Source organism: Sinisalibacter aestuarii (genome assembly GCF_027923545.1).
GTDB lineage: Bacteria > Pseudomonadota > Alphaproteobacteria > Rhodobacterales > Rhodobacteraceae > Sinisalibacter > Sinisalibacter aestuarii.
Genome location: NZ_BROH01000001.1, coordinates 341,707 through 365,484, shown reverse-complemented (window position 1 = coordinate 365,484; position 23,778 = coordinate 341,707). Strand labels below are relative to the sequence as shown.

The window sequence follows — 23,778 nt, the reverse complement described above, 5'->3', positions numbered from 1 at the left end:
ACTCGGTTGATGATGATTTCGGGGCTTTCGCCATCGTCCCACCTTTCGAATCTCTACTTCGGCAAGCCTTGCCCACCGCCTGAACCTAACCCCGGCCCCCGGTGGCCTCAAGCAGTCTCAACCGCGCAGGGCGGCCCGGATGGCGTCAAGCATCGCCGTTCCCGTGGGTGTATCGACAACCGCGGCATCGCCCCCCGTCTCGTCGTTCCACGCCTGCGCCACCGCCGGGCTCATGGCGATTACGCCCACATTCGGGCCGACGCGGTCGATCTGGGCGCCGACCAGCCTTGCCGACCGGGGCGAGTAGAGCGGCAGGATCACCGGAGCAGCGCCTGAGAGAGCCGCCAGTGCCGCGCCTGAGAGCGGCAGCCGCTCCTGCCGGTAGATCACCGCTTCATCTGTCTCTGTTCCTGCCAGACTCAGCCGTTCCGCAATCTTGCCCCGCGCATGTTCGCCGCGCAGATGGAGCAGCGGCCCGGCCCCGTCGAACCGGGCGATGAACTCTTCGGCATCGGTCGCCACCAGCCGCAGATCCGCGCCGGCAGCACGCGCCGCATCCGCCGTGCGCACGCCCACGCACCAGGCGGGAACGTCATCCAGCCGGGGCACGAAATCCAGCGCATTGGCCGATGTCAGGATCACGCCCGCATAGCCATCGAGCCGCGGCACCGGCCCCGCGGCGGCGATCCGCATCACCGGCGATACGATCACCGGCACCGATCCGCCAAGCGCGGCCGCGATCTCGCGCGATTGCGCCTCCGGGCGGGTGAGCACGAGCGTGGGGGTCATCTCTGCCTCGCGGGATTGTCTGGGGCCTTCGGCGGTGTTACCCCGGCCCGAACCCCATCGCAACCGGCGCACCATGTCCGATACCGTCACCATCCTGGGCCTCGAATCGAGCTGCGACGATACAGCCGCCGCAATCGTGCGCCACAGGGCGGGGCAACCGCCCGAGATCCTCTCCAGCATCGTGGCCGGGCAGGCCGAGCTGCACGAGGCCTTCGGCGGCGTCGTGCCCGAGATTGCCGCCCGCGCCCATACCGAAAAGCTCGATCTCTGTGTCGAGGAGGCATTGGACGAGGCCAGGCTCTCGCTGAGCGAGGTGGATGCCATCGCCGTCACCGCCGGGCCGGGCCTGATCGGCGGCGTTCTGGCCGGGGTGATGCTGGCCAAGGGCATCGCGGCGGGCACCGGACTGCCGCTGATCGGGGTGAACCACCTCGCGGGCCACGCCCTCACCCCGCGCCTGACCGATGGCGCGGCCTATCCTTACCTCATGCTCCTCGTCTCGGGCGGGCATTGCCAGTTCCTGCTGGTCGAAGGCGAGGAAGACTTCACCCGTCTCGGTGGCACCATTGACGACGCCCCCGGCGAAGCCTTCGACAAAACCGCCAAGCTCCTCGGCCTGCCGCAGCCGGGCGGGCCTTCCGTCGAGGTCGAGGCAAAATCGGGCAACCCGGCGCGCTTCAAACTGCCCCGCCCGCTGCTCGACCGTCCGGGGTATAACATGTCTTTCTCCGGCCTCAAAACGGCGCTCCTGCGCGAACGCGACAAGCTGGTCGAACGCGATGGCGGGCTGCATGTGCAGGACCGCACCGATCTGTGTGCCTCGTTTCAGGCTGCGGTGGCCGATGTGCTCGCCGAAAAATCGCGCCGGGCACTGGCCGAATACATGGGCAGAAAGCCGGCGCAGCCCGTTTTCGCGGTGGCTGGCGGCGTTTCGGCCAATATGACGATTCGTGCTGCATTAGAGACTGTTTCTGCCGCTGCCGGCGCGCAGTTTCTCGCCCCGCCGCTGCGGCTCTGCACCGACAATGCGGCGATGATCGCCTGGGCGGGAATCGAACGCTTCCGCGCCGGGCACCGCGATGACATGTCGCTTATGGCGCGCCCGCGCTGGCCACTGGACCAGGCTGCCCCCGCCATGCTTGGATCGGGCAAGAAGGGAGCGAAGGCATGAGCGAGATTTCCGTCCTCGGCGCGGGCGCATTCGGCACCGCATTGGCGATTTCGCTCGCCCGCGACGGGCGCGCCGTCACCCTCTGGGCCCGCGATCCGCGCGACATGGCAGAGGCGCGCGAAAACGCCCGCCGCCTGCCCGGCTTCACCTTTCCCGACACGCTGACCGTCACCGGCGATCTCGAAGCCGCCACAGCCGCGCCGATCGTCCTGCTCGCCCTGCCGCTCCAGCAAACCGCCGCGTTTCTCGAAGAGCATGCGGCCCTGTTCCGGAATCAGGTACTTGTCTGCTGCTCCAAGGGGGTCGATATGGCCACCGGGCGCGGCCCCGCCGAGATCATCCGCGAGACCTGCCCCGGCGCAACGCCCGCCGTGCTCTCCGGCCCCAGCTTCGCGGTCGACATCGCCGCCGGCCTGCCCACCGCCCTCACCCTTGCAGCGGACGATCCCGAACCGCTGCAACACGCGCTCACCACCGCCAATATCCGCCTCTATCGCTCCACCGATCTGATCGGCGTCGAGCTCGGCGGGGCGTTGAAAAACGTGATCGCCATCGCCTGCGGCATCGCCATCGGCGCGGGGCTGGGCGAAAGCGCCCGCGCGGCGCTGATGACGCGCGGCTATGCCGAGATGAACCGCTTCGCCCAGGCCCGTGGCGCCCAGCCGGAGACGCTGGCGGGCCTGTCCGGCTTCGGCGATCTGGCGCTCACCTGCACTTCCGAAAAGTCGCGCAACTTCGCCTATGGCCTCGCGCTCGGGCGCGGCGAACCGGGTGCCGAGGGGGTGACCATCGAGGGAAAATCCACCGCCAAAGCAGTCTCTAACGCTGCCAAGCAGGCGGGTATTGATATGCCCATCGCCAATATCGTCGTCGCGCTGGTGAGCGGCGCCGTAACCGTACCGCAAGCCGTGGAGATTCTGCTTTCCCGGCCACTCAAGGAGGAATGACATGTATGCCATCATCTGCACCGACAAACCCGGTGCGCTCGACATCCGCAAGGCCAACCGCGAAAAGCACCTCGCCTATCTCGAAGCCTCGCCCGTCTTTGCCGCCGGTCCGTTCCTTGATCAGAACGGCGACATGTCGGGCTCGCTCGTCGTGCTCGATCTCGACAGCCGCGCCGAGGCCGAGGATTGGGCCGCGAACGACCCCTACGCCAAGGCCGGGCTGTTTGCCAAGGTGCGGATCGAGCAGTTCAAAAAGGTGATTGGCTGATGGCGCACTGGCTCTTCAAATCCGAACCCAATACCTGGGGCTGGGATGATCAGGTCGCAAAAGGCGATGCGGGCGAAGAATGGGACGGCGTGCGCAATTATCAGGCGCGCAACAATATGCGGGCGATGAAGCTCGGCGATCTCGGCTTCTTCTACCATTCGGTGAACGAAAAGCGCATCGTCGGCATCGTCGAGGTCTGCAAGGAGGTGCACCCCGACAGCACCACCGACGATCCGCGCTGGGAATGCGTCGACATCAAGGCCGTGCGCGGCCTCGCCAACCCGGTGACGCTTGATATGTGCAAAGACGATCCGCGGCTGGCCGATATGGTTCTGGTCAACAATTCCCGCCTCTCCGTGCAACCCGTGACGGAAGCGGAATGGCAGGTGGTTCTCGAACTCTCTGGCGAAAAGAGCTAGGCGAACGGCCCATCCCACGCTCATACTGCGGCGGAATGACGCAGTTGGGAGGGGAACCCATGGAAGTTGTGAACGTTTTGGTCGCCGCGGCGGGATCGTGGGTCTTTGGCGCCATCTGGTACATGCTGCTGTCGAAGCCCTGGCTGGAGGTTTCGGGAATCGAATGCGACGAAAACGGCAAGCCAAAGGGCGGCGGCAGCCCATTGCCCTTCGTCCTGTCAGCCATCGCCATGATTCTCGTCGCCGGGATGATGCGCCACATCATCGCCGAAGCCGAGATCACCACGCTGATCAAGGGGATCATGGTTGGCGGCGGGATCGGCCTGTTCATGATCTCGCCCTGGATCATGATCAACAACGCCTACGGCATGCGGCCCTTCAAGCTCAGTCTGATCGACGGCGGCTATGCCACGATCGGCTGCATGATCATCGGCGCCATCCTGGTGCTGTTCTGAAAAAAGGAGGGTTCCGACCGGAACATCGGAACCCTCCTTCCACCCCACGTGCTCCCTCAGCACCACACGTGTCTCTGAAAAAAGGTCCGACCATCCTGGCCTTGAGACGACACTAGGCAAATCCATCGCGTGCCGCAACGCCGGAATATCTGGAATTTCTTTCAATTCCAGCCTGTTAACTTTTCTTCTCGTTAACAAAAAAGCGGCCGGAAACCCGGCCGCCCTGAGAAACGAGGATGGAACGATCAGCCGTAAACGGCTTCCTTCCCGAAATGCTTCACCAGCATGTAATAGATCACGGCGCGATACTTGTTGCGCTCCGAGCGGCCATAGGTGTCGATCACCGAATTGATCGCATCCATCAGCTGCGGGCCATCGGCAAGGCCGAGTTTCTTGATCAGAAAGTTCTTGCGGACGGTCTCAAGCTCGCTCTCCTGCGTCGCCGCGACGGTCTCGGCATCGGCATCGTAGATCGCGGGGCCGCATCCGATCGTCACCTTGGTGAGCAGGCCCATATCCGGCGTGATACCGCACTTGTTCTTCAGATCGTCGGCATATTTGGCGATAAGTTCATCGCGTTTGCCCATGTTCTTTACTCCCAGTTCCAGAAAACGTTTCAACCACTGGTTTCAAGGGTAAGCCCGGGCGGCACGAATCCAAAGGGAATTATCCCGCGCGTTTCCCCCTGCGCTCAGCCCAGCGCGGGAACATCGCTGAGCGGCACGCTGCCCGGCGCCGCGCCCTGCCGCGCCAGCCGGGCGGCCAATCCGGTGAGCCAGGCATTCACCGGCGTCGCCACCCCGTGCAAACGCCCGAGCAGCACGATCTCGCCGTTGAGCCAGTCGGTCTCCACCGATCCGGTGCCCCGTTCGAGGCTTTGCGCGGTCGAGCTGCCAAACGGCTCCACGCCCGGCACATCCGACATGCTCATATGCTTGACCCGGCGCGCATCGCTCACGCCAACGTCCTGCCAGGCGATCCCGGCAGCCGTCAGCACCGCCTCGGCTTCCGCACGCGCGCGCGCCTTGAGCGCGCCGGTATCGGCATCCGGCCCAAAGGCCGCGCCGACGATGTTGTTCAGGTTCAGCAACAGCTTGCCGTATTTCGAAGCCATCACGCTATCGCTCACATACCCGGCGATGTTGCCCGCGGTCACCGCCTCGGCCAGCGCAATGTCGGCAGCGTCATGCCCGCCCACGGCACGGCCGATGTCAAACACGCCAAATTGCGGTTTGGAATAGGAGATCACCTCGCCCGGCCGCCGGAAGGCGACGGGCATCATCACCGTCACGCCGTGCACATTGGGAAAGAGCCTGAGCGCCCGGCGCTCGTTCGCCACACCGTTTTGCAGGCAGAAGATCGGCTGATCCGTCACCCCCGCCGCCCGCAGCGCCTCAAGCGCCATATCGGTATGCTGCCCTTTCATCGCGAGCAAAATGGCATCACCCGCGCCGATCCGGGCGGCTTGCGGCGAATCCACCACATCGAGCGCAACGGTGAAATCCTGCTCCGGCGACCGCAGCCGCAGCCCGTGCGCGCGAATCGCGTCAAGCTGCGCGCCGCGGGCAATCGCCGTCACCGGCTGGCCGGCATGGGTCAGAGCGGCCGCGACCGTGCCGCCGATCGCCCCGGTGCCGTAGACGACGATCCGCATCAGTAGCGGTAATGCTCGGGCTTGAACGGCCCTTCGACCGCCACGCCGATGTAATCCGCCTGCTCCGGGCGCAGGGTCGAGAGCTTCACGCCGATCTTGTCGAGATGCAGCCGCGCCACCTTCTCGTCGAGATGCTTGGGCAGGATGTAGACCTCGTTCTCATACTCATCGCCCTTGCTGAACAGCTCGATCTGCGCCAGCACCTGATTGGTGAAGCTCGCGCTCATCACGAAGGACGGGTGGCCGGTGGCGTTGCCAAGGTTCAGCAGACGGCCCTCCGAGAGCAGGATGATCCGCGCGCCCGAGGGCATCTCGATCATATCCACCTGGTCCTTGATGTTGGTCCATTTGTGATTCTTCAGCGCGGCCACCTGAATCTCGTTGTCGAAATGGCCGATATTGCCGACGATCGCCATGTCCTTCATCTCGCGCATATGCTCGATGCGGATCACGTCCTTGTTGCCGGTGGTGGTGATGAAGATATCGGCGCTCGAAGCCACGTCTTCCAGCCGCACCACCTCGAACCCGTCCATCGCCGCCTGCAATGCACAGATCGGGTCGATCTCCGTCACCTTCACCCGGGCACCGGCACCGCGCAGCGAGGCCGCCGAGCCCTTGCCCACATCGCCGTAGCCGCAGACCACGGCCACCTTGCCTGCCATCATCACATCGGTGGCGCGGCGAATGCCGTCGACCAGCGATTCCTTGCAGCCGTATTTGTTATCGAATTTCGACTTGGTAACGCTGTCATTCACGTTGATCGCCGGGAAGGGCAGAAGCCCCTTGTTCATCAGCTCATAAAGCCGGTGCACGCCGGTGGTCGTTTCTTCCGACACACCCTGGATCTTGTCGCGTTGCGCGGTAAACCAGCCGGGGCTCTCGGCCAGGCGCTTGCGGATCTGAGCAAACAGCGCCTCTTCCTCTTCCGAGGTCGGCGCGGCGATCAGGTCTTCCTCGCCGTTCTCCACCCGCGCCCCGAGCAGGATATAAAGCGTCGCGTCGCCGCCATCGTCGAGGATCATGTTGGCGCCGTCGTCGAACTGGAAAATCTTGTCGGTGTAAGACCAGTATTCCTCGAGCGTCTCGCCCTTGATCGCAAAGACCGGCACGCCCGAAGCCGCAATCGCCGCCGCTGCATGGTCCTGCGTCGAGAAGATGTTGCACGAGGCCCAGCGCACATCTGCGCCCAGCGCCGCCAGCGTTTCGATCAGCACCGCTGTTTGCACCGTCATGTGCAGGCTGCCCGCGATCCGCGCGCCTTTCAGCGGTTTCGATGCGCCGTATTCCTCGCGCAGTGCCATCAGGCCCGGCATTTCGGTTTCGGCGATATCGAGTTCCTTGCGTCCGAAATCCGCCAGTGAAATGTCTTTCACGATATAATCCTGGGTCACCCTGGTGCCTCCGTGCAAAAAGCCGTTTGCCGGGGGTTATCACCACCGGGTTTGACAGGCAATGTGCACCGGATTGACTTGGCCACCTGTCCCGCCATTGTGACCCGCAAAACTGGAGGCGAAAATGGCACCACCCCGCGCCTGGCAGCGGATGCTCTCGGGGCGCAGGCTCGACCTGCTGGATCCGACGCCGATGGATATCGAGATCGAAGACATCGCCCACGGCCTCGCCTTCGTGGCGCGCTGGAACGGGCAGACCTTTGGCGACTGGCCTTATTCGGTGGCCGAGCACTCGCTGCTCGTCGAGGCGCTTTATGATCGGATGAATCCGGGCGCGCCCGCGAAGTGGCGGCTGGCGGCGTTGCTGCATGATGCGCCGGAATACGTGATCGGCGACATGATCTCGCCGGTGAAGGCGGCGGTGGGGCCGGGCTATGGCGAGCTGGATGCGCGGCTGCAGGCGGCGGTGCATATCCGATTTGGCCTGCCGGCTCAGGTGCCGGCGGCGATCAAGAAGGCGATCAAGAAGGCCGACCGGGTCTCGGCCTGGCTGGAGGCGACTCAGATTGCCGGGTTTTCTGCGGCTGAGTCGGACAGGTTTTTCGGCACGCCCGATCCGGCGGTGATCGAGGGGATGCGCCTTTATCTGCGGCCGCCGAAAGAGGTGCGGGAAGCCTTTGTGGCGCGGCATGCGGCTTTGCTGGCGCAGCTCTAGACGGGCAAACTCGCACATGGTGCCAAGTGATTGATTATATTTCTGATAGCGCTAACTTCATCCTTCGCCCCGCGACGCTGGCCGATACCCGCCAGATGGCCGGGCTGGCGGGCGGCGCGACCGGTGCGCAGGCGCTTGCGGACTGGATGGACGACGGATCGGCCTATGCCGCCTGGCATGTCGCCGAAGACCCTACCGGCAGGCTACTTGGCTTCCAGCGGATCGGCGCAAAAGCCGATCTGACGAGCGGCGCCTGCGAGATCGCCACCTTTCTCCGCGACGGTGCCGCGCTGGCGGTGGGCAGCCGGCTGTTCGAGGCGACCGCAGAGGCCGCGCGGCTGCTGGGCTATCGCTGGATCGACGCACGCTTTGCCCGAGGCAACGAAGGCGCCGGCATCTATTATCAAAGCCACGGCTTCCGGCTGCTGGGCGAAACCGCCGACAGCATCACGATGCGCTATGAGATTGACTGATCTGAGGGGCCCGGGCGCCTGGTCTTGCCCGACGCGCCTCAACCGACGCGCGTGACAGGCACCCTGCCGACATACCCAAAGTTACAAAGACGGGCGGCGGCGAAGCTGCCTGTCAAGCTCGGCCCGGGCTGCGTCGCGCAAGCGGCGCTCTTTTTGCCGAATGCGTTGCTCGCGCTCATATTGTGTCTCTTTTCCATCAGAAAAGCGTGTGGCGGTCCGAATAACCGCGTGCATGACTCCCAGCATCGAAACCTCCTGCTTGCGTTCTGTATGACGGCGATATTGCACCCACTGGCCGATTCGGCGAAGCTCGGATGGTTTTTGAATTGTAAGCTGTGCTAACAGTCATACATGGATTGGTCGCGCATCCCCTCACTCGCCGCCCTGCGCGCCTTCGACGCGCTGGCGCGGCATGGCGGCTACAGCGCCGCCGCGCGTGAGCTGAATGTCACCCATGCCGCCATCGCCCAGCATGTGCGCACGCTGGAAACCCATTTCGGCGAAGCGCTCGCCGCCCGCGACGGGCGGACGATCCGGCTGACCGATACCGGCATCGAGCTTGCCGCCGCGCTCGCAGACGGTTTTGCGAAGATCGAGGACGGGGTGACCCGCATCCTCGACCGGAATACCAGCCGGCCTGTCGTCGTGAGCCTGACGCCGACCTTTGCCGAAACATGGCTGATGCCGCGCATGGGCACGTTCTGGGCCGCCCATCCGGAGATCGAGGTGCGCCTTGTGCCCGGTATCGCCCTTGTCGATATGCGCCGGGACGGGATCGACCTTGCCATTCGCTTCGGCGACGGCGACTGGCCGGGCTACGAGGTCGAACCGCTCGACCTGAGCCAGTTCGTGGTTGTCGCCGGGCGCGGCTATACAGAGGCGCGCGACCTCGCCGCGCTGGGTGACCTGTCGCGGCATTACTGGTTTTTTTCCGGCGCTTCGCGCGAACAGGCCGTCTGGGGGCGTGAAATCGGTGTTGATTTCGCGCAGGTCCGCTCAGAAGAGATGGCCAATAACAGCATTGCGCTCAGCGCCGTTCGGGCCGGGCTGGGGCTTTCGATTCAATCGCGGGCACTGGTCGAGTCCGACCTCGCGGCAGGTGTGCTGTACAGCCTGTTCGAAGGCGATCCGGCGGGGCTTGGCTACCATATCGTGACCCGGCCCGGTGTGCTTTCGCCGGGCGCGCGGACATTCCGCGCCTGGCTCAGAACGCTGGCCCGGATTCAGCCGCAGGTCTGACCGGCCCGGTCGGCGGCGGTCCGCCAGCCGACAAACCGCTCGGCGGTGAAGGTCAGAATCAGCCCCGCCCAGTCCCGCTGCGAAGCGATGGCGGCGGGGCAGCCGATCAGGCTGACATCGCGGCCCCGGCCCAGTTCACGGTCGAGCGCCGTAATCACCCCGGAGGGGGCGCGGCCGAAATCAATCCGCTGAGACCGGCCATCGACGGCAAGCCCGTTGCGATCCGGCGTAAAGGTTACGCCCGTGCGCGCCGACATCGGCCGGTCGCCGCCGCCATCCGCACAGCCCGCCAGCATGGCGCCCAGCACAAACAGGGCCGGCCACAGCGCCCGCGCCGGGCTCATTTCGGGCTGCGTTTGGCCAGAATACGCTGCAGGGTGCGCCGGTGCATGTTGAGCCGCCGCGCGGTCTCGGACACGTTACGGTCACACAATTCATAAACCCGCTGGATATGCTCCCAACGCACGCGGTCGGCGCTCATCGGGTTATCCGGGGGCAGCGGCAGTTCGTCGCCATTGGCCAGAAGCGCCTTGACGATATCGTCGGCATCCGCCGGCTTCGACAGGTAATCGGTGGCACCCACTTTCACCGCGGCCACCGCCGTGGCGATGGCGCCATAGCCGGTCAGAACGACGATGCGCGCTTCCGGGCGACGCTCGCGAATGGCCTCTACCACATCGAGCCCGTTGCCGTCTTCGAGGCGCAGATCGACCACGGCATAGGCCGGCGGCCGCGAGGCGACGCTTGCCTTGCCGGCAGCGACGGATTCGGCCGTTTCCGTTTCGAAGCCGCGCTTTTCCATCGCGCGAGACAGGCGCCGCAGAAACGGCTCATCGTCATCCACCAGGAGAAGCGATTTGTCTTCGCCGATATCCAGCAGCTCATCATCCGACATGAAAGGCCCTCACAAGCTGTTCGCACGTTTCGGGCACACTAGGCGCATGGCCGCCGCAGGTCAATTTATCGCAGAGATGGAATATGTCCGTTAATTCGCGTTATCAATGAAACACTTGACCCGGTCGGCCATGTTCTGCGGCAGCGTATCGCGTTTGAAAAACTCGACAAATCCCGTCTCGGGCAGAACGAGATAGGTGAAGGTGGAGTGGTCGATCAGGTAGAAATCCGGGTCCGGGTTTTCTTCCTTTTTGAAATAAGTCTTATAGGCGCGGCTGGCGGCCTGGATCTGCTCCATCGTGCCGGTATAGCCCAGCGCCTGCGGATGCAGGTAATCGGTGAAATCGCGCAGCCGTTCGGGATCGTCGCGCTCGGGATCGACGGAGATGAACGACATCTGCATGTCGTAGCCATCGTTGAGCAGGATATCGAGCGCCTCGGCGTTGCGCGCATTGTCCTGCGGGCAGACATCCGGGCAGAAGGTGTAGCCGAAATAAAGCAGCGTCGGCTTGGTGAACATCTCGGCTTCGGTCACCTGCTGGCCGTTTTCGTCGATCAGCGAGAGCGGACCGCCGATCGAGGCAACGCCGGTGCCGATCTGGGTTTCACGGCATTGGGCAAAGGGATCGTCACTTGACGGGCGGGTAAACCACCAGGTGGCCCCGACCAGAACGACCACGCCAAGCGCGGCGATGGCGGCGATAGCATTGCGCATGAAACCCTCCTGTTTCGCGGCCCCATTGATCGACGATACATCGCCGCCTTACAAGGGGCAGGTTGACGCAATCGAAGAGCGGGATCATGGCAGACAGTGCGGCGCCCCTGTTTCTGGAAGACAAGACCAACGGCTGGGTAAAGCTGCGCACGCTGACCACGCTGCGCTGGGTGGCCGTTGCCGGCCAGATCGCAGCCATCGGCATCAGCCAGCGCCTGTTCGATCTGGATATCGACCTCGGCCTGTGCTCGGTCGCGGTCGGCCTGTCGATCGTCGCCAATGTGATCTTCCATTTCGTCTACCCGGAGAACAAGCGCCTGAACGAGCGCGAGGCGACCATGATGCTGGGCTTCGATACGGTGCAGCTCGGCATACTCCTCGGCGTCACCGGCGGCATCAACAACCCCTTCGCGCTGCTGATCATGGCACCTGTCACCGTTGCGGCCACCGCCCTTTCGCTGCCGGCGACGCTGGCGGTGGGGCAGGCGGCCATCGTGATCCTGACGGTGATCTCCTGGCTCCACCTGCCGCTTGTGACCACCGGCGGCGAGGTGCTCGACATGCCGACGATCTTCGCGCTTGGCTACTGGATCGCCATCGTTGTCTCGATCGTCTTCATCGGCATCTATACGCGGCGGGTGAGCACCGAGATTCATTCGATGAGCCAGGCGCTGCTCGCCACCCAGATGGCGCTGGCCCGCGAGCAGAAGCTGACCGATCTCGGCGGCGTGGTGGCCGCGGCGGCGCATGAGCTCGGCACGCCGCTCGCCACGATCAAGCTGGTCTCGTCGGAAATGCTCTCCGAGCTTGAGGAAGGCAGCGACCTGCGCGAAGACGCCACCCTGATCCGCGACCAGGCCGACCGCTGCCGCGACATCCTGCGCTCGATGGGGCGGTCGGGGAAGGACGATCTGCATCTGCGCCAGGCCCTGCTCGGCGCGGTGATCGAAGAGGCGGCGGAGCCGCATCGCGGGCGCGGCAAGGAGATCATCCTGCAAACCGGCGACGGCGAGGCGCTGCCGGAAGAACAGCCGATGATCCTGCGCCGCCCGGAGCTGATCCACGGGCTGCGCAACCTGATCCAGAACGCGGTGGATTTCGCCACCAGCACGGTCTGGGTCGAAGCCTGCTGGAGCGACAGCAAGATCTCGATCCGGATCATCGACGACGGCTCGGGCTATCCGCCGCATCTGCTCGGGCGGATCGGCGATCCGTTCATCCGCCGGGGCCCCCGCCGCGAGCCCGATTCGAGGCGGCCGGAATATGAGGGGATGGGGCTGGGGCTTTTCATCGCCAAGACACTGCTGGAGCGGACCGGCGCCGAACTTGCCTTTGCCAATGGCAGCGACCGGTTCACCGGCAGGTCCTGCCCCGGCGAGCGCTGCGGTGCGATTGTCGAGCTGGTCTGGCATCGCGGCAAGGAGGGCATCGAGGCGCCGGAGAGGATGCCGGCGCTGGGCGAGAATCTGCGGTTCGAAAGCTGACGGGCGGCCTTAATCCTTCATTAACCATCCGGCCCTAGGCTCGCGGCAGCAATCCTGTGCCGGAGCCAACCATGCCAGCCACCCTTGCCGCCGTGTCGATGATCGTCGTGGCATTCTCCGTGGCCTATGCGGCGCTGACGGCCTTTGCCCTGCTCGACCGGCGCCGCACCAGCCAACTGCGCCGCTTTTCCGATGCCGAGCGCGATGCCATCGTCTTCATCTTCGAGAATGAAACGCTGCTCGCGGCGACGCCCGCGGCACGCCGGTTGCTGGAGGCCGCGCCACGGCATGGCGCCGTCTGGACCCATCTCGCCGAACTGCTCGGCCCCCGCTTTCCGCGCCTGACCGACCGGATCAAGGATCTTGCCGAACTCGGGCAGATCGACCTCGTCTCGGCCGACGGCGCCAGCCGTCTGCGCGCGGAATGGCATGACGGCGTGGCCCGGCTCACCCTGGAGCCCGCCGATGGCGGCGATACCGCCGCCCGGATCGACTCGCAAAGCTACATGATCATGTCGCAGGAACTCGACAGCCTGCGCGCCCTTGCCGAATACACGCCCTTGCCGCTGTGGCGGGAGACGGCATCGGGCACCATCACCTGGTGCAACGCCGCCTATCTCGACCTGACCGAAAGCGCCGCCGCCGGGGCGGAGGCACAGGGCTGGCCGCCCGCGCCGCTGTTCGCCCTTACCGACGAGACTCTCATCGAGGGCGAGTCCGGCCTGCACCGCGTTGCCCTCGCGCCGGCGCAGGAGGAGCGGCGGCGCTGGTTCGACGTGACCCTGCACACGCTGCCCGGCGGCGACAGGTTCGGCACCGCGATCTCTTCCGACCGGCTGGTGAAGGCCGAAAGCGCGCTCAAGGAATTCGTGTCGACGCTGACCAAGACATTCGCCGCGCTGCCCATCGGGCTGGCGATCTTCGACCGGAGCCGTGAGCTTGCCCTGTTCAACCCGGCGCTGATGGACCTTACCGGCCTGCCGGCGGACTTTCTGATCTCGAAACCCGGCCTTGCCACCTTTCTCGACAAGCTGCGCGAGGCGCGGATGATGCCGGAGCCGAAGGACTACAAAAGCTGGCGCCAGCAGATGTCGGACCTCGTCGCCGCCGCCGAACGCGGTGCCTATGAGGAAACCTGGGCGCTGCCCACGGGCCAGACATATCGTGTGACCGGCCGGCCGCATCCGGATGGCGCCGTCGCGCTGCTGTTTGAGGATATCTCGGCGGAAATCTCGGTCAGCCGACGGTTCCGCGCCGAACTGGAGACGGGGCAATCCACGCTCGACGCGCTGCCGCAGGCGATTGCCGTATTCACCTCCGGCGGCGTGCTGTCTCTGTCCAACGCGGCCTATGCCCGGCTCTGGGGGCGCGATCCTTCCACGTCACTGCAGGATATCACCTTCACCGATGCCCTGCGCGGCTGGCAATCGGCCTGCGCGCCAAGCCCCGTCTGGGACGAGTTGCACCGCTTCATCATGCTGACGGGCCACCGCCGGGCATGGAACGCGCGCATATCGCTGAGCGACGGGCGCACGCTGGAATGCCAGGTTTCGCCGCTCGCGCATGGTTCGACACTGGTGGCCTTTTCCGAGGCCGCCGCAACGGTGGCGGCACAGGTGCAGGAGCCGCCAGAGGCCGGGCTGTTCGCCAATGCCGGAGCCGGCGCCTGACTTGGCGCTTGCCCGGCCCTCCCTGTGCGCTACAAACGGGACATGCCCGCGCCGTTTCACCGCCTGACATTTCATAGTCCCGATGCGACGGCCCGCTTCGCCGGGGCCCTCGCGCCCCTGCTCGTGCCCGGCGACGTGATCCTGCTCGAAGGCCCGATCGGCAGCGGAAAAACTCACCTCGCCCGCGCGCTGATCCAGTCGCGCCTTGCCGCTGACGGCGCTCCGGCCGAAGACGTGCCCTCGCCCACCTTCACGCTGGTGCAGACCTATGACACGGGCAAGGTCGAGATCTGGCATGCCGATCTGTATCGCCTCACCCATCCCGACGAGGTCGAGGAGCTGGGGCTGATGCAAGCCTTCGATGAGGCGATCTGCCTCGTCGAATGGCCCGACCGGCTCGGCGATCTCCGCCCGGCCGGCGCATTGACCCTGATCTTCGAACCCGGCGACAGCGCCGAGAGCCGCCGCGTCAGCTTTGCCGGGCCGCCGGGATGGGGCGGCAGGATCGCCTCCGCGCTCGGGGAGAGTGACGATGTTTGAACACGACGACCGCCCGCGCCTCTTTGCGCTGCCGCCCGGCGTGGACTTTCCCCGCGCCGTGGCGGAAGGGCTGCGCGCCCGCTTTGCCGGGCAACCGCCCGAGGCGCTCGCCCGCGTCAGCCTGTTCGTCAACACCCGCCGGATGCAGCGCCGCCTGTCGGAGCTGTTCGACGAAGGCCCCGCCCTCTTGCTGCCGCGCATCCGGCTTGTGACCGATCTGGGGCAGGACGCCGCTTTTGCCGATCTGCCGCCCGCCGTTTCGCCGCTGCGGCGGCGGCTGGAGCTTGCCAGCCTCGTCGCCCGGCTGCTCGACGCGCAGCCCGACCTTGCCCCCCGCGCGGCGATCTACGATCTGGCCGACAGCCTTGCCGCGCTGATGGACGAGATGCAGGGCGAAGGCGTTAGCCCCGAGGCGATCCGCGCGCTCGACGTGTCGGACATTTCCGGCCACTGGCAGCGCAGCCTGACCTTTCTCGGCGCGGTGGAGGCGTTTTTCGGCGAGGCCAGCGAGGAGCCACCCGATCTGGAAGCGCGCCAGCGCCGGGTGATCGAGCGGCTGGTTGCGGGATGGGAGCGTGACCCGCCGAAAGACCCGGTCATCGTGGCCGGCTCCACCGGCTCGCGCGGCGCGACGCAGATGCTGATGCGCGCCGTCGCCCGGCTGCCGCAGGGTGCGGTGATCCTGCCCGGTTTCGATTTCGACATGCCCGCGCCGGTCTGGGCCGCGCTGGACGATGCCCTCGCCGCCGAGGACCATCCGCAATTCCGCTTCGCCCGGCTGATGCAGGCGCTGGAGATCGGCCCCGACCGCGTGCGCCGGTGGAGCGATCACCCGCCGCCGAACCCGCGCCGCAACGCGCTCGTTTCGCTCGCTCTGCGCCCGGCCCCGGTTACGGATCAATGGCAGGTGGAAGGCCCCGGTTTTGCCGGAATAGACACGGCTTCGGACGGGATGACGCTGGTCGAGGCGCCGTCGCCCCGGGCCGAGGCGAGTGCCATCGCCCTGATCCTGCGGCACGCCGCCGAAACCGGCACCGAGGCCGCGCTGATCTCGCCCGACCGGACGCTGACGCGCCAGGTGACTGCCGCGCTCGACCGCTGGCGGATCGAGCCCGACGATTCCGCCGGCCGGCCGCTGCCGCTGACCGCGCCCGGCCGCTTCCTGCGCCATATCGCCGAGATGACGGGCACCACCATCACCGGACCCGCGCTGGTCGCCCTGCTCAAGCATCCGCTGACCAGCACCGGCGGCGGCGCGCGCAACGATCACCTGCGGCTCAGCCGCGACCTCGAGCTGGAGGCACTGCGCGACTCGATGCCCTACCCGACGCGCGCGGCGCTTCTGCGCTGGGCCGGCGAGAAGGGCGAGCGCCTGGCCTGGGTGGCGTGGCTGAGCGATGTGCTCGACGAACTGGCCCGCGCCGGCACCCGCCCGCTTGCGGACCATGTCGCCCAGACGCTGGCGCTGGCCGAACGGATCGCCGCCGGGCCGGGCGGCGAGGGTGCGGGCGGGCTGTGGGACAAACCGGCGGGCCGTGAGGCAAAGCGGATCACCGACGAGCTGCAGCGCGAGGCGCCGCATGGCGGCAGCTTCAGCCAGGCCGATTACCGCGATCTTTTCGCCTCGGTGCTGAACAAGGGCGAGGTGCGCAATCCGGTGCAGCCGCATCCCGGCATCCGGATCTGGGGCACGCTGGAGGCGCGGGTGCAGGGGGTGGAGCTGGTCATCCTCGGCGGGCTCAACGAAGGCACCTGGCCGGAAACGCCGCCGCCCGACCCCTGGATGAACCGCAAGATGCGGCACGATGCGGGGCTGCTTCTGCCGGAACGGCGGATCGGCCTTTCGGCGCATGATTTTCAGCAGGCGATCGGCGCGGGGCGGGTGGTGTTGACCCGTGCCATTCGCGATGCCGAAAGCCAGACCGTGCCATCGCGCTGGATCAACCGGCTGGTCAACCTGATGAGCGGTATGTCTGCCGAGGGAGAGGCCGCGCTTGCGGCGATGCGGGACCGGGGCAGGGACTGGCTGGACAAGGCGGCGCTGCTCGATGAGGCCGTGCCGGTGCCGCCCGCCCCGCGCCCCTCGCCACGCCCGCCGGTCGAGGCGCGCCCGCGCCAGCTTTCGGTGACCCGCGTCACCACGCTGGTGCGCGACCCCTATGCCGTCTACGCCGACAAGGTGCTGCGCCTGCGCCCGCTGCGCCCGCTGCACCAATCGCCCGATGCCCCGCTGCGCGGCACGATCCTGCACCGGGTGATGGAGCGGTTCGTGAAGGAAACGCCCGCGGGTGAGGCGCCGAAGGACGGCCATGCGCGGCTCATGACAACGGCAGAGGAGGTGCTTGAGGCCGATGCGCCCTGGCCGGCGGCACGGGTGCTCTGGCTCGCCCGGCTCGCGCGTGTGGCGGATCAGTTTCTTGCCGGGGAAGCCGAGCGGCGCAGCCGCGCGACGCCGGTGGAGTATGAGATCCGAGGCAGGCTTGAGTTCGACACGCTCGGCTTTGCCCTGACCGGCACCGCCGACCGGATCGACCGCGACGAGGCCGGTGCGCTTTACATCTACGATTACAAGACCGGCCATATCCCCACCGAGGCCGAGCGCGAACATATCGACAAGCAGCTCTATCTCGAAGCGGTGATGGCGCGGGCCGGGGCCTTCGACAAGCTGGCGGCGGGCCGGGTGGCCGAAGTGGCCTATATCGGGCTTGGGGCAATGCCGAAATTCGAGCGGATCAGCATCGGCGACGAGGATATCTTTGCCACGCGCGACGAGCTTGTCGCCCTGATCGGCAAGTACATGCACCGGGCGCAGGGCTACACCGCGCGCCGGCTGGCGGAGACGCAACGGTTCGCCGGCGATTACGATCACCTCTCGCGCTATGGCGAGTGGGATCATTCGACACCGGCAACACCGGAGGAGGTGGGCGGATGAGTCTGGACGACGCCACGCTGCGCCAGATCGAGGCGGCCGATCCCTCGGCCAATACCTGGCTGTCGGCCAATGCCGGCTCGGGCAAGACGCGGGTGCTCACCGACCGCGTCGCCCGGCTGCTGCTTGCGGATGTCTCGCCGCAGAACATCCTGTGCCTGACCTATACCAAGGCCGCCGCGAGCGAGATGCAGAACCGGCTGTTTGAGCGGCTCGGCGCCTGGGCGATGAAGCCGGATGCCGAATTGCGGCAGGAGTTGCGCAATCTCGGCGTTGAGGATGTGGCGGACCTGTCGCGCGCACGCCGGCTGTTTGCGGGCGCGATCGAAACGCCGGGCGGCCTGAAAATCCAGACGATCCATTCGTTCTGCGCCGCGATCCTGCGCCGCTTTCCGCTTGAAGCCGGGGTGACGCCGCAGTTCAGGGAAATGGACGACCGCACGGCAAAGCTGCTGCAGGCCGAAGTGCTGGACGACATGGCATCGGGCGCCGAGCGGCAGCGGCTGGAAGCGCTCGCCGCCTTCTTCACCGACACCGAATTCTCGCGGCTGACGCGGGATATCGTCTCGAAGCGCGATGCCTTCGCCGATGCGGTGACCGCCGATCAGGTCTGGGGATGGTTCGGCTTGCCGCCGGGCTTTGACGCGGCCGCGCTTGAGGCGGATACCTTCGCGGTTGGCGACGGCGCCTTGCTGGCCGGTCTGGTGCCGATCCTTGCGGACGGATCGCCGACCGACGCCAAAGCGGCAGAGAAACTCTCGGGCCTGGACCCGGCGGTGCTCGCCTTGCGCGATCTGCCCATTCTCGAAAGCGTGCTGCTCACCGGGAAGAGCGCGAAAGAGCCATTTTCGGCCAAGACGGGGTCTTTTCCGACCAAGGCAACGCGCGAGGGGCCAGCCGCACCGCTCATGCCCGCGCTCGACGATCTGATGAGCCGGGTCGAGGCCGCGCGGCCCCTGCGCCTGGCGCTGGATGCCGCCGGCAAGACGTTCACACTCCACGCCTTCGCCCGGCCATTCATCGAAGAGTATGAAGCGCGAAAACACGCGCATGGCTGGCTGGATTTCGACGATCTCATCACGCTTGCCGGGCGACTTCTGAACGATCCCGGCCTTGCCGCCTGGGTGCTCTACCGGCTCGATGGCGGGATCGACCATATCCTTGTCGATGAGGCGCAGGACACCAGCCCGGCGCAATGGCGGGTGATCGAAAGCCTCGCGCGCGAATTCACCGCCGGCGAGAGCGCGCGCTCGGACCGGGAGCGCACGCTGTTCGTCGTCGGCGATCTCAAACAGTCGATCTATTCGTTTCAGGGCGCCGACCCCGCGGAATTCACCCGGATGCACAGCCAGTTCGACGCCGCCTTCAAGGAGGTCGGGCGCGGGGTGGCGGAGCTGCAGCTGGAATATTCGTTCCGTTCGTCGCGCGCGGTACTCGATCTGGTCGATCACAGCCTGAAAGACGCGCCGGGCCTTGGCAGCCTCGTCAAGCATATCGCCTTTGACAATAGCCGCCCCGGACGGGTGGATCTCTGGCCGCTGGTCGAAGCGCCCGAGAAGCCGGAAAAATCCGCCTGGACCGACCCCGTCGACGTTGCCGCACCGGAGGACGCGCCGGTGATCCTGGCCAATGCCGTGGCCGATGCGGTGGCGGAAATCCTCAAAACAGGGTCTATTCCGGCAAAAAATGGCGGGATGCGTGCCGTGCGGCCGGGCGATGTGATGGTGCTTGTGCGCCGCCGCTCGGAGCTGTTTCACCAGATCATCCGGGCCTGCAAAACGCGCGGACTGGCCGTGGCCGGCGCAGACCGGCTGCGCATCGAGGCCGAGCTTGCGGTGCGGGACATAACCGCGACCCTCGCCTTTCTCGCCACCCCGGAAGACGATCTTTCTCTCGCCGCCGCCCTGCGCTCGCCCCTCTTCGGTCTGACCGAAGACGAGCTGTTTCGTCTCGCCCATGGGCGCGGCAAAGGCAGCTATCTGTGGAATGCCCTGCGCGCCGGTGCGGCGCATCCCGACGCCATCGGGGCCCTGACCGACCTGCGCGACGAGGCCGACTTTCTACGCCCTTACGACCTGATCGACCGTATCCTCACCCGGCATGACGGGCGGCGGCGGCTGATTGCCCGGCTCGGCCCGGAAGCGGAAGACGGGATTGATGCACTTCTGGCGCAGGCCCTTGCCTATGAGCGCATGGAGGTGCCGAGCCTGACCGGCTTTCTCACCTGGCTCGCGGCGGAAGACGTTGAGATCAAGCGGCAGATGGACAATGCCGGCGACCAGATCCGGGTGATGACGGTGCATGGCGCGAAAGGGCTCGAATCACCCTTGGTGATCCTGCCCGACACCTCGAAGCCGCGGAACAATTCCGATGGAAAGCTGATCGACATCGGCGGGCAGATGGCCTGGCGCATGGCGCAGGATCATGCGCCCGCCGCCATCGCAGCGGCGCTGGCAGCGGCGAAGGAGCGGGATTGGGAAGAGCATATGCGCCTGCTCTACGTCGCCATGACGCGGGCGGAAAGCTGGCTGATCGTTGCCGGTGCGGGCGATGTGGGCAAGGCGGGCGAGGCGGTGAGCTGGTATCGCATCGCCGAGGCCGGGATGCAGGTTGCGGGCGCCGTGGCCCACAATTTTCCGACCGGGGAGGGATTGCGCTTCGAGCGGGGCGAGTGGCACGGCGAGGTTGGGCCTGACGCCGCGCGCGCGCGCAGCAGCGCATCGCTGCCCGATTGGGCATCGGCCCATCCCGGCCTGCCGGAAACGCCCGCCGCCGCGCTGACGCCGTCGGATCTGGGCGGCGCCAAGATCGTCGGCGGCGGCGATGACGATGAGGCGGATCCGGAGGCGGCCCTGCGACGGGGCCGGCAGATTCACCGGCTGCTCGAATTTCTGCCGGGCTATGACCGGGGCGAATGGCCGCAGATCGCCGAAGACCTTCTGGCCTTCGGCGAAGACGCCGCCGGACCGGAAGAGGTGGCGGATCTGCTCGCGGAGGCGCGCGGCGTTCTCGATGCGCCCGGGCTTGCCCCGCTATTCACGGCGGACGCGCTGGCCGAGGTTGAAATCTCGGCCCCCGTCTCGGTTGCCGGGGCAAGGCGGCTGCATGGCGTGATCGACCGGCTGGTGATCGGGCCGGATCGCGTGCTGGCGGTGGATTTCAAGACAAACCGCATCGCGCCCGACCGCGCGGAAGACACGCCCGAGGGGATTCTTCGCCAGATGGGGGCCTATGAGACGGCTTTGGCCGGGGTCTTTCCCGGAAAGCGAATCGAGACGGCGGTGCTCTGGACCCGCGTGGCAAAGCTCATGCCGCTGCCGCCCGGGCTCGCGCTGCGCGCTTTTGGCCGACTTGACGGAACGGGTGACCCTACCTAGGTTCGCTTCAACCCACTTTTTTAGGAGTCTTCCAATGACCACCCACACCGTGACCGACGATACCTTCGAACAAGAGGTCCTGAAGAGCGACATTCCCGTTGTCGTCGACTTCTGGGCGGAATGGTGCGGCCCGTGCAAGATGATCGGCCCGGCCCTCGAAGAACTGGCCGAGCAATATGACGGCAAGATCAAGATCGCCAAGGTCAATGTCGACGAAAACCCGGCCTCGCCGGCGATGATGGGCGTGCGCGGCATCCCGACACTGTTCATGTTCAAGGACGGTCAGGTGATCTCGCACAAGATCGGCGCGGCACCGAAAGCCGCTTTGGAAACCTGGATCGCCGACGCGATCTGAGGCACGCAGATTTCAGCGAAACGCCCGGGAGCAGCCGCTTCCGGGCGTTTTTCTTTGCGCACCAGGCCGCCGCGCAAAAAGAAAACCCCGCCAAAGGCGGGGTCCCCTTCCGGATCCGAAGATCCGTATGTCTCAGCTCTGGATCAGAGGAGCCAGATCGCGGCGCCAACGGCGGCGATGAAGAGCAGCGGAACGATGATGCCGGCCGACGACGAAGAGGTCGTGGTTTCGACAACGATTTCCGGCTCAACGATCGGGTCGGCAAGCGAGCCGGCCTGAGCAGCGGTGGCGGCGAGAGCGGCAACGGCCGCAACAAGCATGACTTTTTTCATCTCAATCTCCAATTGTCCTTCCAGCGCGAACGCCGGAACAAGGGTAGTTCTGTACCTCGTGAGCCTAGAAAACCGAACCGTAGGATTTTTTCAACAGGATTCGGCAAAAACGTGTATGTGGTGTCAGATTAGCAACACCTGCGTGCCCACCTTCGAAAGCGCAAAAAGCTCTTTGATATGTTCGTTGTAGAGGCCGATGCAGCCGTTGGAACTGCGCCGCCCGATCTTGCGCGTATCGTGCGTGCCGTGGATCCGGTAATACTGCCAGCTCAGGTAGAGCGCATGTGTGCCGAGCGGGTTGTCCGGCCCCGGCGGAATGTAGGACGGCCATTCCGGGTTGCGCTGCAGCATCGACGGCGTCGGCCGCCAATCCGGACCCTCGACCTTGCGCACCACCGATGTGCGGCCGCGCCGGGTCATTTCGTCGGTCATCGGCACCGAAGTGGGGTAGAGCTTGTAGATCGCCTGATCTTCCGACCAGTAATGCAACGCCCGCGACGTGGTGTCGACGAGGATCGCGCCGTTCCGGGTGTTGGAGAAGTAGGGCCGCCAATCGAGCGACCGGAAGCTTGAGATATTGCGGCGCACCACTTCCGAGATGTCGCGCTCGACCTCGGTGGAATTTGCGTCGGTATCCTGCGCGATGGCCGGCGCGGCCAGGAACCCGCCTGCCGCGGCGGCGGAGCCGGCAAGAAAGCTCCGGCGGCCAATGTTCATTTTCCCGCGACCACTCATGGGGAATCCAATCCTAGATTGCCTGCGTATTCGGGCCGATATATATGGCCCGGTGCCTGCTGCCGCAAATCAAACAAGCGTCAAACCGCCAAATTTGCTCTGGTTGCGCGGGTTGAAGTTTTTCGTGGGCCGGGCAGAATGCCCCGCAAGTCTTAAGGAACTGGGAACTCAGCATGAAACGCGCTCTCGCCTTGGTTGCCGCTCTCGGGCTCACGCTCGCGGCCTGTGACTCGCCGGCTCCGGTTCGGCTCGGCCCCGATGGCAAGCCCTTGCCGACCGTTCACCGGATTTCGTCCTTCGAGAACAACCGCGTCACCTACACGATGCTTGATTCGGTCAACCAGCTGCGCCAGGCCGCCGGCGCGGCGCCCATCGAGCTGAACTCGCAGCTCACCGCCGCCGCCGCCACCCATGCGCGCGACATGCATGTGCAAAACCGGCCCTGGCATTTCGGCTCCGACGGGTCTTCGCCGCTCGACCGCGTGGCGCGCACCGGCTATCCGGGCCAGATGCTGGGCGAAAACATCTCGGAAACCTTCGAGACCGAGCTTGAAACCCTCGCCGCCTGGATGGAGCAGAAAGATACGCGCGACGTGATCCTCGACCGCCGCGCGCGCTACATGGGCTTTGCCTGGTATCAGGAAGACGGCGGCAAGGTCTGGTGGACGCTGCTGATGGGGAGCTGACCCGGCACCGCCTTACGGATAAATCTCGATTGGCGTGCCGACGTTCACCATCGCATAGATATCTTCGATCTCATCGTCGCTGACGGCGATACAGCCCGCCGTCCAGTCCGGCTTGTTGCGGTCGCGCCAGTCGGTCGGGCCGCCATGAATGAAGATATCGCCGCCCGGATTATTGCCCGCTTCCTTCGCGTCCTCGCGGTCCGTGCTGTCGGGATAGTTGATCCCGAGCGACAGGTGGAACTCGCTGTTGGGGTTCTTGCGGTCGATGATGTAGCTGCCCTCGGGCGTCTTGCCGTCGCCCTCGCGCTCCTTGTCGCCCTCCGGCGCGAAACCGAGGTCGATCTGGTGCGTGGCCAGCACCGTCTCGTCATGCATCAGATACATCATCCGCGATTCCTTGTAGACAAGCACGCGGGTAACCTCCGGGCCATCATAGGTTTTGAACTTCGAACAGGAGGCGAGGCCGACCAGCCCGACCATCGACAAAACCAAGAGGAACGCTCGCATCTGCCTGCCTTTTCGCATTTGTTTTGTTCGCAC

At 65.8% G+C, this 23,778-nt stretch carries 25 protein-coding genes; 15 read left to right on the top strand and 10 right to left on the bottom strand.

The features are described from left to right. Positions 1 to 117: 117 nt before the first annotated feature. On the bottom strand, positions 118 to 789 hold the full coding sequence (locus QMG28_RS01875) for a uroporphyrinogen-III synthase (RefSeq protein ID WP_281840468.1): 672 nt from the start codon (positions 787 to 789) through the stop codon (positions 118 to 120). A gap of 73 nt (positions 790 to 862) precedes the next feature. Between QMG28_RS01875 and tsaD the strand changes: the two genes are divergently transcribed. From tsaD to QMG28_RS01850, 5 genes are read left to right on the top strand one after another with little or no spacing between them, the layout of a single operon-like run. Then, entirely contained in the window at positions 863 to 1,960 is a 1,098-nt protein-coding gene (gene tsaD / locus QMG28_RS01870) for a tRNA (adenosine(37)-N6)-threonylcarbamoyltransferase complex transferase subunit TsaD (RefSeq protein ID WP_281840467.1), read from the top strand. Then, positions 1,957 to 2,907, top strand: a complete 951-nt coding sequence (locus QMG28_RS01865) for an NAD(P)H-dependent glycerol-3-phosphate dehydrogenase (protein ID WP_281840466.1) — start codon at positions 1,957 to 1,959, stop codon at positions 2,905 to 2,907. The genes tsaD and QMG28_RS01865 overlap by 4 nt, the downstream gene beginning before the upstream one ends. A gap of 1 nt (position 2,908) precedes the next feature. Further along, the gene (locus QMG28_RS01860; RefSeq protein ID WP_281840465.1) at positions 2,909 to 3,175 is read left to right on the top strand and encodes a YciI family protein; all 267 of its coding nucleotides are present in this window, start codon (positions 2,909 to 2,911) and stop codon (positions 3,173 to 3,175) included. Continuing rightward, positions 3,175 to 3,594: an EVE domain-containing protein gene (locus QMG28_RS01855; protein WP_281840464.1), complete on the top strand. Its 420-nt coding sequence runs from the start codon at positions 3,175 to 3,177 to the stop codon at positions 3,592 to 3,594. Before QMG28_RS01860 ends, QMG28_RS01855 begins: the two co-directional genes overlap by 1 nt. Before the next feature lie 59 nt (positions 3,595 to 3,653). Continuing rightward, complete coding sequence (locus tag QMG28_RS01850) at positions 3,654 to 4,049, top strand: DUF1761 domain-containing protein (RefSeq protein WP_281840463.1); 396 nt, start codon at positions 3,654 to 3,656, stop codon at positions 4,047 to 4,049. A 245-nt stretch (positions 4,050 to 4,294) separates the two neighbouring features. Here the strand turns inward: QMG28_RS01850 and QMG28_RS01845 are convergent, their stop codons facing one another. The 3 genes from QMG28_RS01845 to ahcY form a co-directional block, all read right to left on the bottom strand. Continuing rightward, positions 4,295 to 4,636 (bottom strand): DUF2853 family protein, encoded by a 342-nt coding sequence (locus QMG28_RS01845; RefSeq protein ID WP_281840462.1) that lies wholly within the window; start codon positions 4,634 to 4,636, stop codon positions 4,295 to 4,297. 104 nt (positions 4,637 to 4,740) lie between these two features. Then, a complete protein-coding gene (locus QMG28_RS01840) occupies positions 4,741 to 5,703 on the bottom strand; it encodes a ketopantoate reductase family protein (protein ID WP_281840461.1) in 963 nt (320 codons plus the stop codon). Then, on the bottom strand, positions 5,703 to 7,094 hold the full coding sequence (gene ahcY / locus QMG28_RS01835) for an adenosylhomocysteinase (RefSeq protein ID WP_281840460.1): 1,392 nt from the start codon (positions 7,092 to 7,094) through the stop codon (positions 5,703 to 5,705). Before ahcY ends, QMG28_RS01840 begins: the two co-directional genes overlap by 1 nt. Before the next feature lie 124 nt (positions 7,095 to 7,218). Here ahcY and QMG28_RS01830 point away from each other — a divergent pair, with 124 nt between their 5' ends. From QMG28_RS01830 to QMG28_RS01820, 3 genes are all read left to right on the top strand, one after another. Continuing rightward, a complete protein-coding gene (locus tag QMG28_RS01830) occupies positions 7,219 to 7,809 on the top strand; it encodes an HD domain-containing protein (protein WP_281840459.1) in 591 nt (196 codons plus the stop codon). A 26-nt stretch (positions 7,810 to 7,835) separates the two neighbouring features. Next, positions 7,836 to 8,282 (top strand): GNAT family N-acetyltransferase, encoded by a 447-nt coding sequence (locus QMG28_RS01825; protein WP_281840457.1) that lies wholly within the window; start codon positions 7,836 to 7,838, stop codon positions 8,280 to 8,282. 351 nt (positions 8,283 to 8,633) lie between these two features. Then, a complete protein-coding gene (locus tag QMG28_RS01820) occupies positions 8,634 to 9,521 on the top strand; it encodes a LysR family transcriptional regulator (protein ID WP_281840456.1) in 888 nt (295 codons plus the stop codon). On the opposite strand, the gene QMG28_RS01815 is transcribed toward QMG28_RS01820, so the two are convergent. The 3 genes from QMG28_RS01815 to QMG28_RS01805 all read right to left on the bottom strand — a co-directional run bounded on the left by QMG28_RS01815 (position 9,506) and on the right by QMG28_RS01805 (position 11,130). Further along, entirely contained in the window at positions 9,506 to 9,865 is a 360-nt protein-coding gene (locus QMG28_RS01815) for a hypothetical protein (RefSeq protein ID WP_281840455.1), read from the bottom strand. The genes QMG28_RS01820 and QMG28_RS01815 overlap by 16 nt on opposite strands. Then, a complete protein-coding gene (locus QMG28_RS01810) occupies positions 9,862 to 10,416 on the bottom strand; it encodes an ActR/PrrA/RegA family redox response regulator transcription factor (RefSeq protein WP_281840454.1) in 555 nt (184 codons plus the stop codon). Before QMG28_RS01810 ends, QMG28_RS01815 begins: the two co-directional genes overlap by 4 nt. A gap of 90 nt (positions 10,417 to 10,506) precedes the next feature. Beyond that, entirely contained in the window at positions 10,507 to 11,130 is a 624-nt protein-coding gene (locus QMG28_RS01805; protein ID WP_281840453.1) for an SCO family protein, read from the bottom strand. An 86-nt stretch (positions 11,131 to 11,216) separates the two neighbouring features. On the opposite strand from QMG28_RS01805, the gene regB reads away from it, so the two are divergent. The 6 genes from regB (at position 11,217) to trxA (ending at position 21,485) form a co-directional block, all read left to right on the top strand. Beyond that, positions 11,217 to 12,614, top strand: a complete 1,398-nt coding sequence (regB, locus tag QMG28_RS01800) for a sensor histidine kinase RegB (protein ID WP_281840452.1) — start codon at positions 11,217 to 11,219, stop codon at positions 12,612 to 12,614. Between the two features lie 71 nt (positions 12,615 to 12,685). After that, on the top strand, positions 12,686 to 14,284 hold the full coding sequence (locus QMG28_RS01795) for a PAS-domain containing protein (protein WP_281840451.1): 1,599 nt from the start codon (positions 12,686 to 12,688) through the stop codon (positions 14,282 to 14,284). Between the two features lie 42 nt (positions 14,285 to 14,326). Then, on the top strand, positions 14,327 to 14,824 hold the full coding sequence (gene tsaE, locus QMG28_RS01790; protein WP_281841044.1) for a tRNA (adenosine(37)-N6)-threonylcarbamoyltransferase complex ATPase subunit type 1 TsaE: 498 nt from the start codon (positions 14,327 to 14,329) through the stop codon (positions 14,822 to 14,824). Next, positions 14,817 to 17,756 carry a double-strand break repair protein AddB gene (gene addB, locus QMG28_RS01785; RefSeq protein WP_281840450.1) on the top strand — a complete coding sequence of 980 codons (2,940 nt, stop codon included), beginning with the start codon at positions 14,817 to 14,819 and terminating at the stop codon, positions 17,754 to 17,756. Before tsaE ends, addB begins: the two co-directional genes overlap by 8 nt. Next, complete coding sequence (addA, locus tag QMG28_RS01780; RefSeq protein WP_281840449.1) at positions 17,753 to 21,130, top strand: double-strand break repair helicase AddA; 3,378 nt, start codon at positions 17,753 to 17,755, stop codon at positions 21,128 to 21,130. The genes addB and addA overlap by 4 nt, the downstream gene beginning before the upstream one ends. A gap of 34 nt (positions 21,131 to 21,164) precedes the next feature. After that, a complete protein-coding gene (gene trxA / locus QMG28_RS01775; protein WP_281840448.1) occupies positions 21,165 to 21,485 on the top strand; it encodes a thioredoxin in 321 nt (106 codons plus the stop codon). 143 nt (positions 21,486 to 21,628) lie between these two features. Here the strand turns inward: trxA and QMG28_RS01770 are convergent, their stop codons facing one another. Both QMG28_RS01770 and QMG28_RS01765 read right to left on the bottom strand, forming a co-directional pair. Further along, entirely contained in the window at positions 21,629 to 21,817 is a 189-nt protein-coding gene (locus QMG28_RS01770; RefSeq protein ID WP_281840447.1) for a hypothetical protein, read from the bottom strand. Positions 21,818 to 21,940: 123 nt separating this feature from the next. Next, entirely contained in the window at positions 21,941 to 22,534 is a 594-nt protein-coding gene (locus QMG28_RS01765) for a L,D-transpeptidase (protein ID WP_307726334.1), read from the bottom strand. Positions 22,535 to 22,725: 191 nt separating this feature from the next. Between QMG28_RS01765 and dalA the strand changes: the two genes are divergently transcribed. Next, positions 22,726 to 23,238 carry a divisome-associated lipoprotein DalA gene (gene dalA / locus QMG28_RS01760; RefSeq protein ID WP_281840445.1) on the top strand — a complete coding sequence of 171 codons (513 nt, stop codon included), beginning with the start codon at positions 22,726 to 22,728 and terminating at the stop codon, positions 23,236 to 23,238. Positions 23,239 to 23,250: 12 nt separating this feature from the next. Here the strand turns inward: dalA and QMG28_RS01755 are convergent, their stop codons facing one another. Next, positions 23,251 to 23,745: a L,D-transpeptidase family protein gene (locus QMG28_RS01755; RefSeq protein WP_281840444.1), complete on the bottom strand. Its 495-nt coding sequence runs from the start codon at positions 23,743 to 23,745 to the stop codon at positions 23,251 to 23,253. Positions 23,746 to 23,778: the final 33 nt, after the last annotated feature.

Bases quoted from the DNA above. Each gene is read 5' to 3' on its own strand.
- tsaD (WP_281840467.1), top strand. From the start codon at position 863: ATGTCCGATACCGTCACCATCCTGGGCCTCGAATCGAGCTGCGACGAT.
- tsaE (WP_281841044.1), top strand. From the start codon at position 14,327: ATGCCCGCGCCGTTTCACCGCCTGACATTTCATAGTCCCGATGCGACG.
- QMG28_RS01830 (WP_281840459.1), top strand. From the start codon at position 7,219: ATGGCACCACCCCGCGCCTGGCAGCGGATGCTCTCGGGGCGCAGGCTC.
- trxA (WP_281840448.1), top strand. From the start codon at position 21,165: ATGACCACCCACACCGTGACCGACGATACCTTCGAACAAGAGGTCCTG.
- QMG28_RS01845 (WP_281840462.1), bottom strand. From the start codon at position 4,636: ATGGGCAAACGCGATGAACTTATCGCCAAATATGCCGACGATCTGAAG.
- addA (WP_281840449.1), top strand. From the start codon at position 17,753: ATGAGTCTGGACGACGCCACGCTGCGCCAGATCGAGGCGGCCGATCCC.
- QMG28_RS01875 (WP_281840468.1), bottom strand. From the start codon at position 789: ATGACCCCCACGCTCGTGCTCACCCGCCCGGAGGCGCAATCGCGCGAG.
- QMG28_RS01755 (WP_281840444.1), bottom strand. From the start codon at position 23,745: ATGCGAGCGTTCCTCTTGGTTTTGTCGATGGTCGGGCTGGTCGGCCTC.
- dalA (WP_281840445.1), top strand. From the start codon at position 22,726: ATGAAACGCGCTCTCGCCTTGGTTGCCGCTCTCGGGCTCACGCTCGCG.
- QMG28_RS01795 (WP_281840451.1), top strand. From the start codon at position 12,686: ATGCCAGCCACCCTTGCCGCCGTGTCGATGATCGTCGTGGCATTCTCC.
- QMG28_RS01820 (WP_281840456.1), top strand. From the start codon at position 8,634: ATGGATTGGTCGCGCATCCCCTCACTCGCCGCCCTGCGCGCCTTCGAC.
- QMG28_RS01860 (WP_281840465.1), top strand. From the start codon at position 2,909: ATGTATGCCATCATCTGCACCGACAAACCCGGTGCGCTCGACATCCGC.
- regB (WP_281840452.1), top strand. From the start codon at position 11,217: ATGGCAGACAGTGCGGCGCCCCTGTTTCTGGAAGACAAGACCAACGGC.
- QMG28_RS01865 (WP_281840466.1), top strand. From the start codon at position 1,957: ATGAGCGAGATTTCCGTCCTCGGCGCGGGCGCATTCGGCACCGCATTG.
- QMG28_RS01850 (WP_281840463.1), top strand. From the start codon at position 3,654: ATGGAAGTTGTGAACGTTTTGGTCGCCGCGGCGGGATCGTGGGTCTTT.
- QMG28_RS01810 (WP_281840454.1), bottom strand. From the start codon at position 10,416: ATGTCGGATGATGAGCTGCTGGATATCGGCGAAGACAAATCGCTTCTC.
- QMG28_RS01855 (WP_281840464.1), top strand. From the start codon at position 3,175: ATGGCGCACTGGCTCTTCAAATCCGAACCCAATACCTGGGGCTGGGAT.
- QMG28_RS01815 (WP_281840455.1), bottom strand. From the start codon at position 9,865: ATGAGCCCGGCGCGGGCGCTGTGGCCGGCCCTGTTTGTGCTGGGCGCC.
- QMG28_RS01765 (WP_307726334.1), bottom strand. From the start codon at position 22,534: ATGAACATTGGCCGCCGGAGCTTTCTTGCCGGCTCCGCCGCCGCGGCA.
- QMG28_RS01805 (WP_281840453.1), bottom strand. From the start codon at position 11,130: ATGCGCAATGCTATCGCCGCCATCGCCGCGCTTGGCGTGGTCGTTCTG.
- QMG28_RS01770 (WP_281840447.1), bottom strand. From the start codon at position 21,817: ATGAAAAAAGTCATGCTTGTTGCGGCCGTTGCCGCTCTCGCCGCCACC.
- QMG28_RS01840 (WP_281840461.1), bottom strand. From the start codon at position 5,703: ATGCGGATCGTCGTCTACGGCACCGGGGCGATCGGCGGCACGGTCGCG.
- addB (WP_281840450.1), top strand. From the start codon at position 14,817: ATGTTTGAACACGACGACCGCCCGCGCCTCTTTGCGCTGCCGCCCGGC.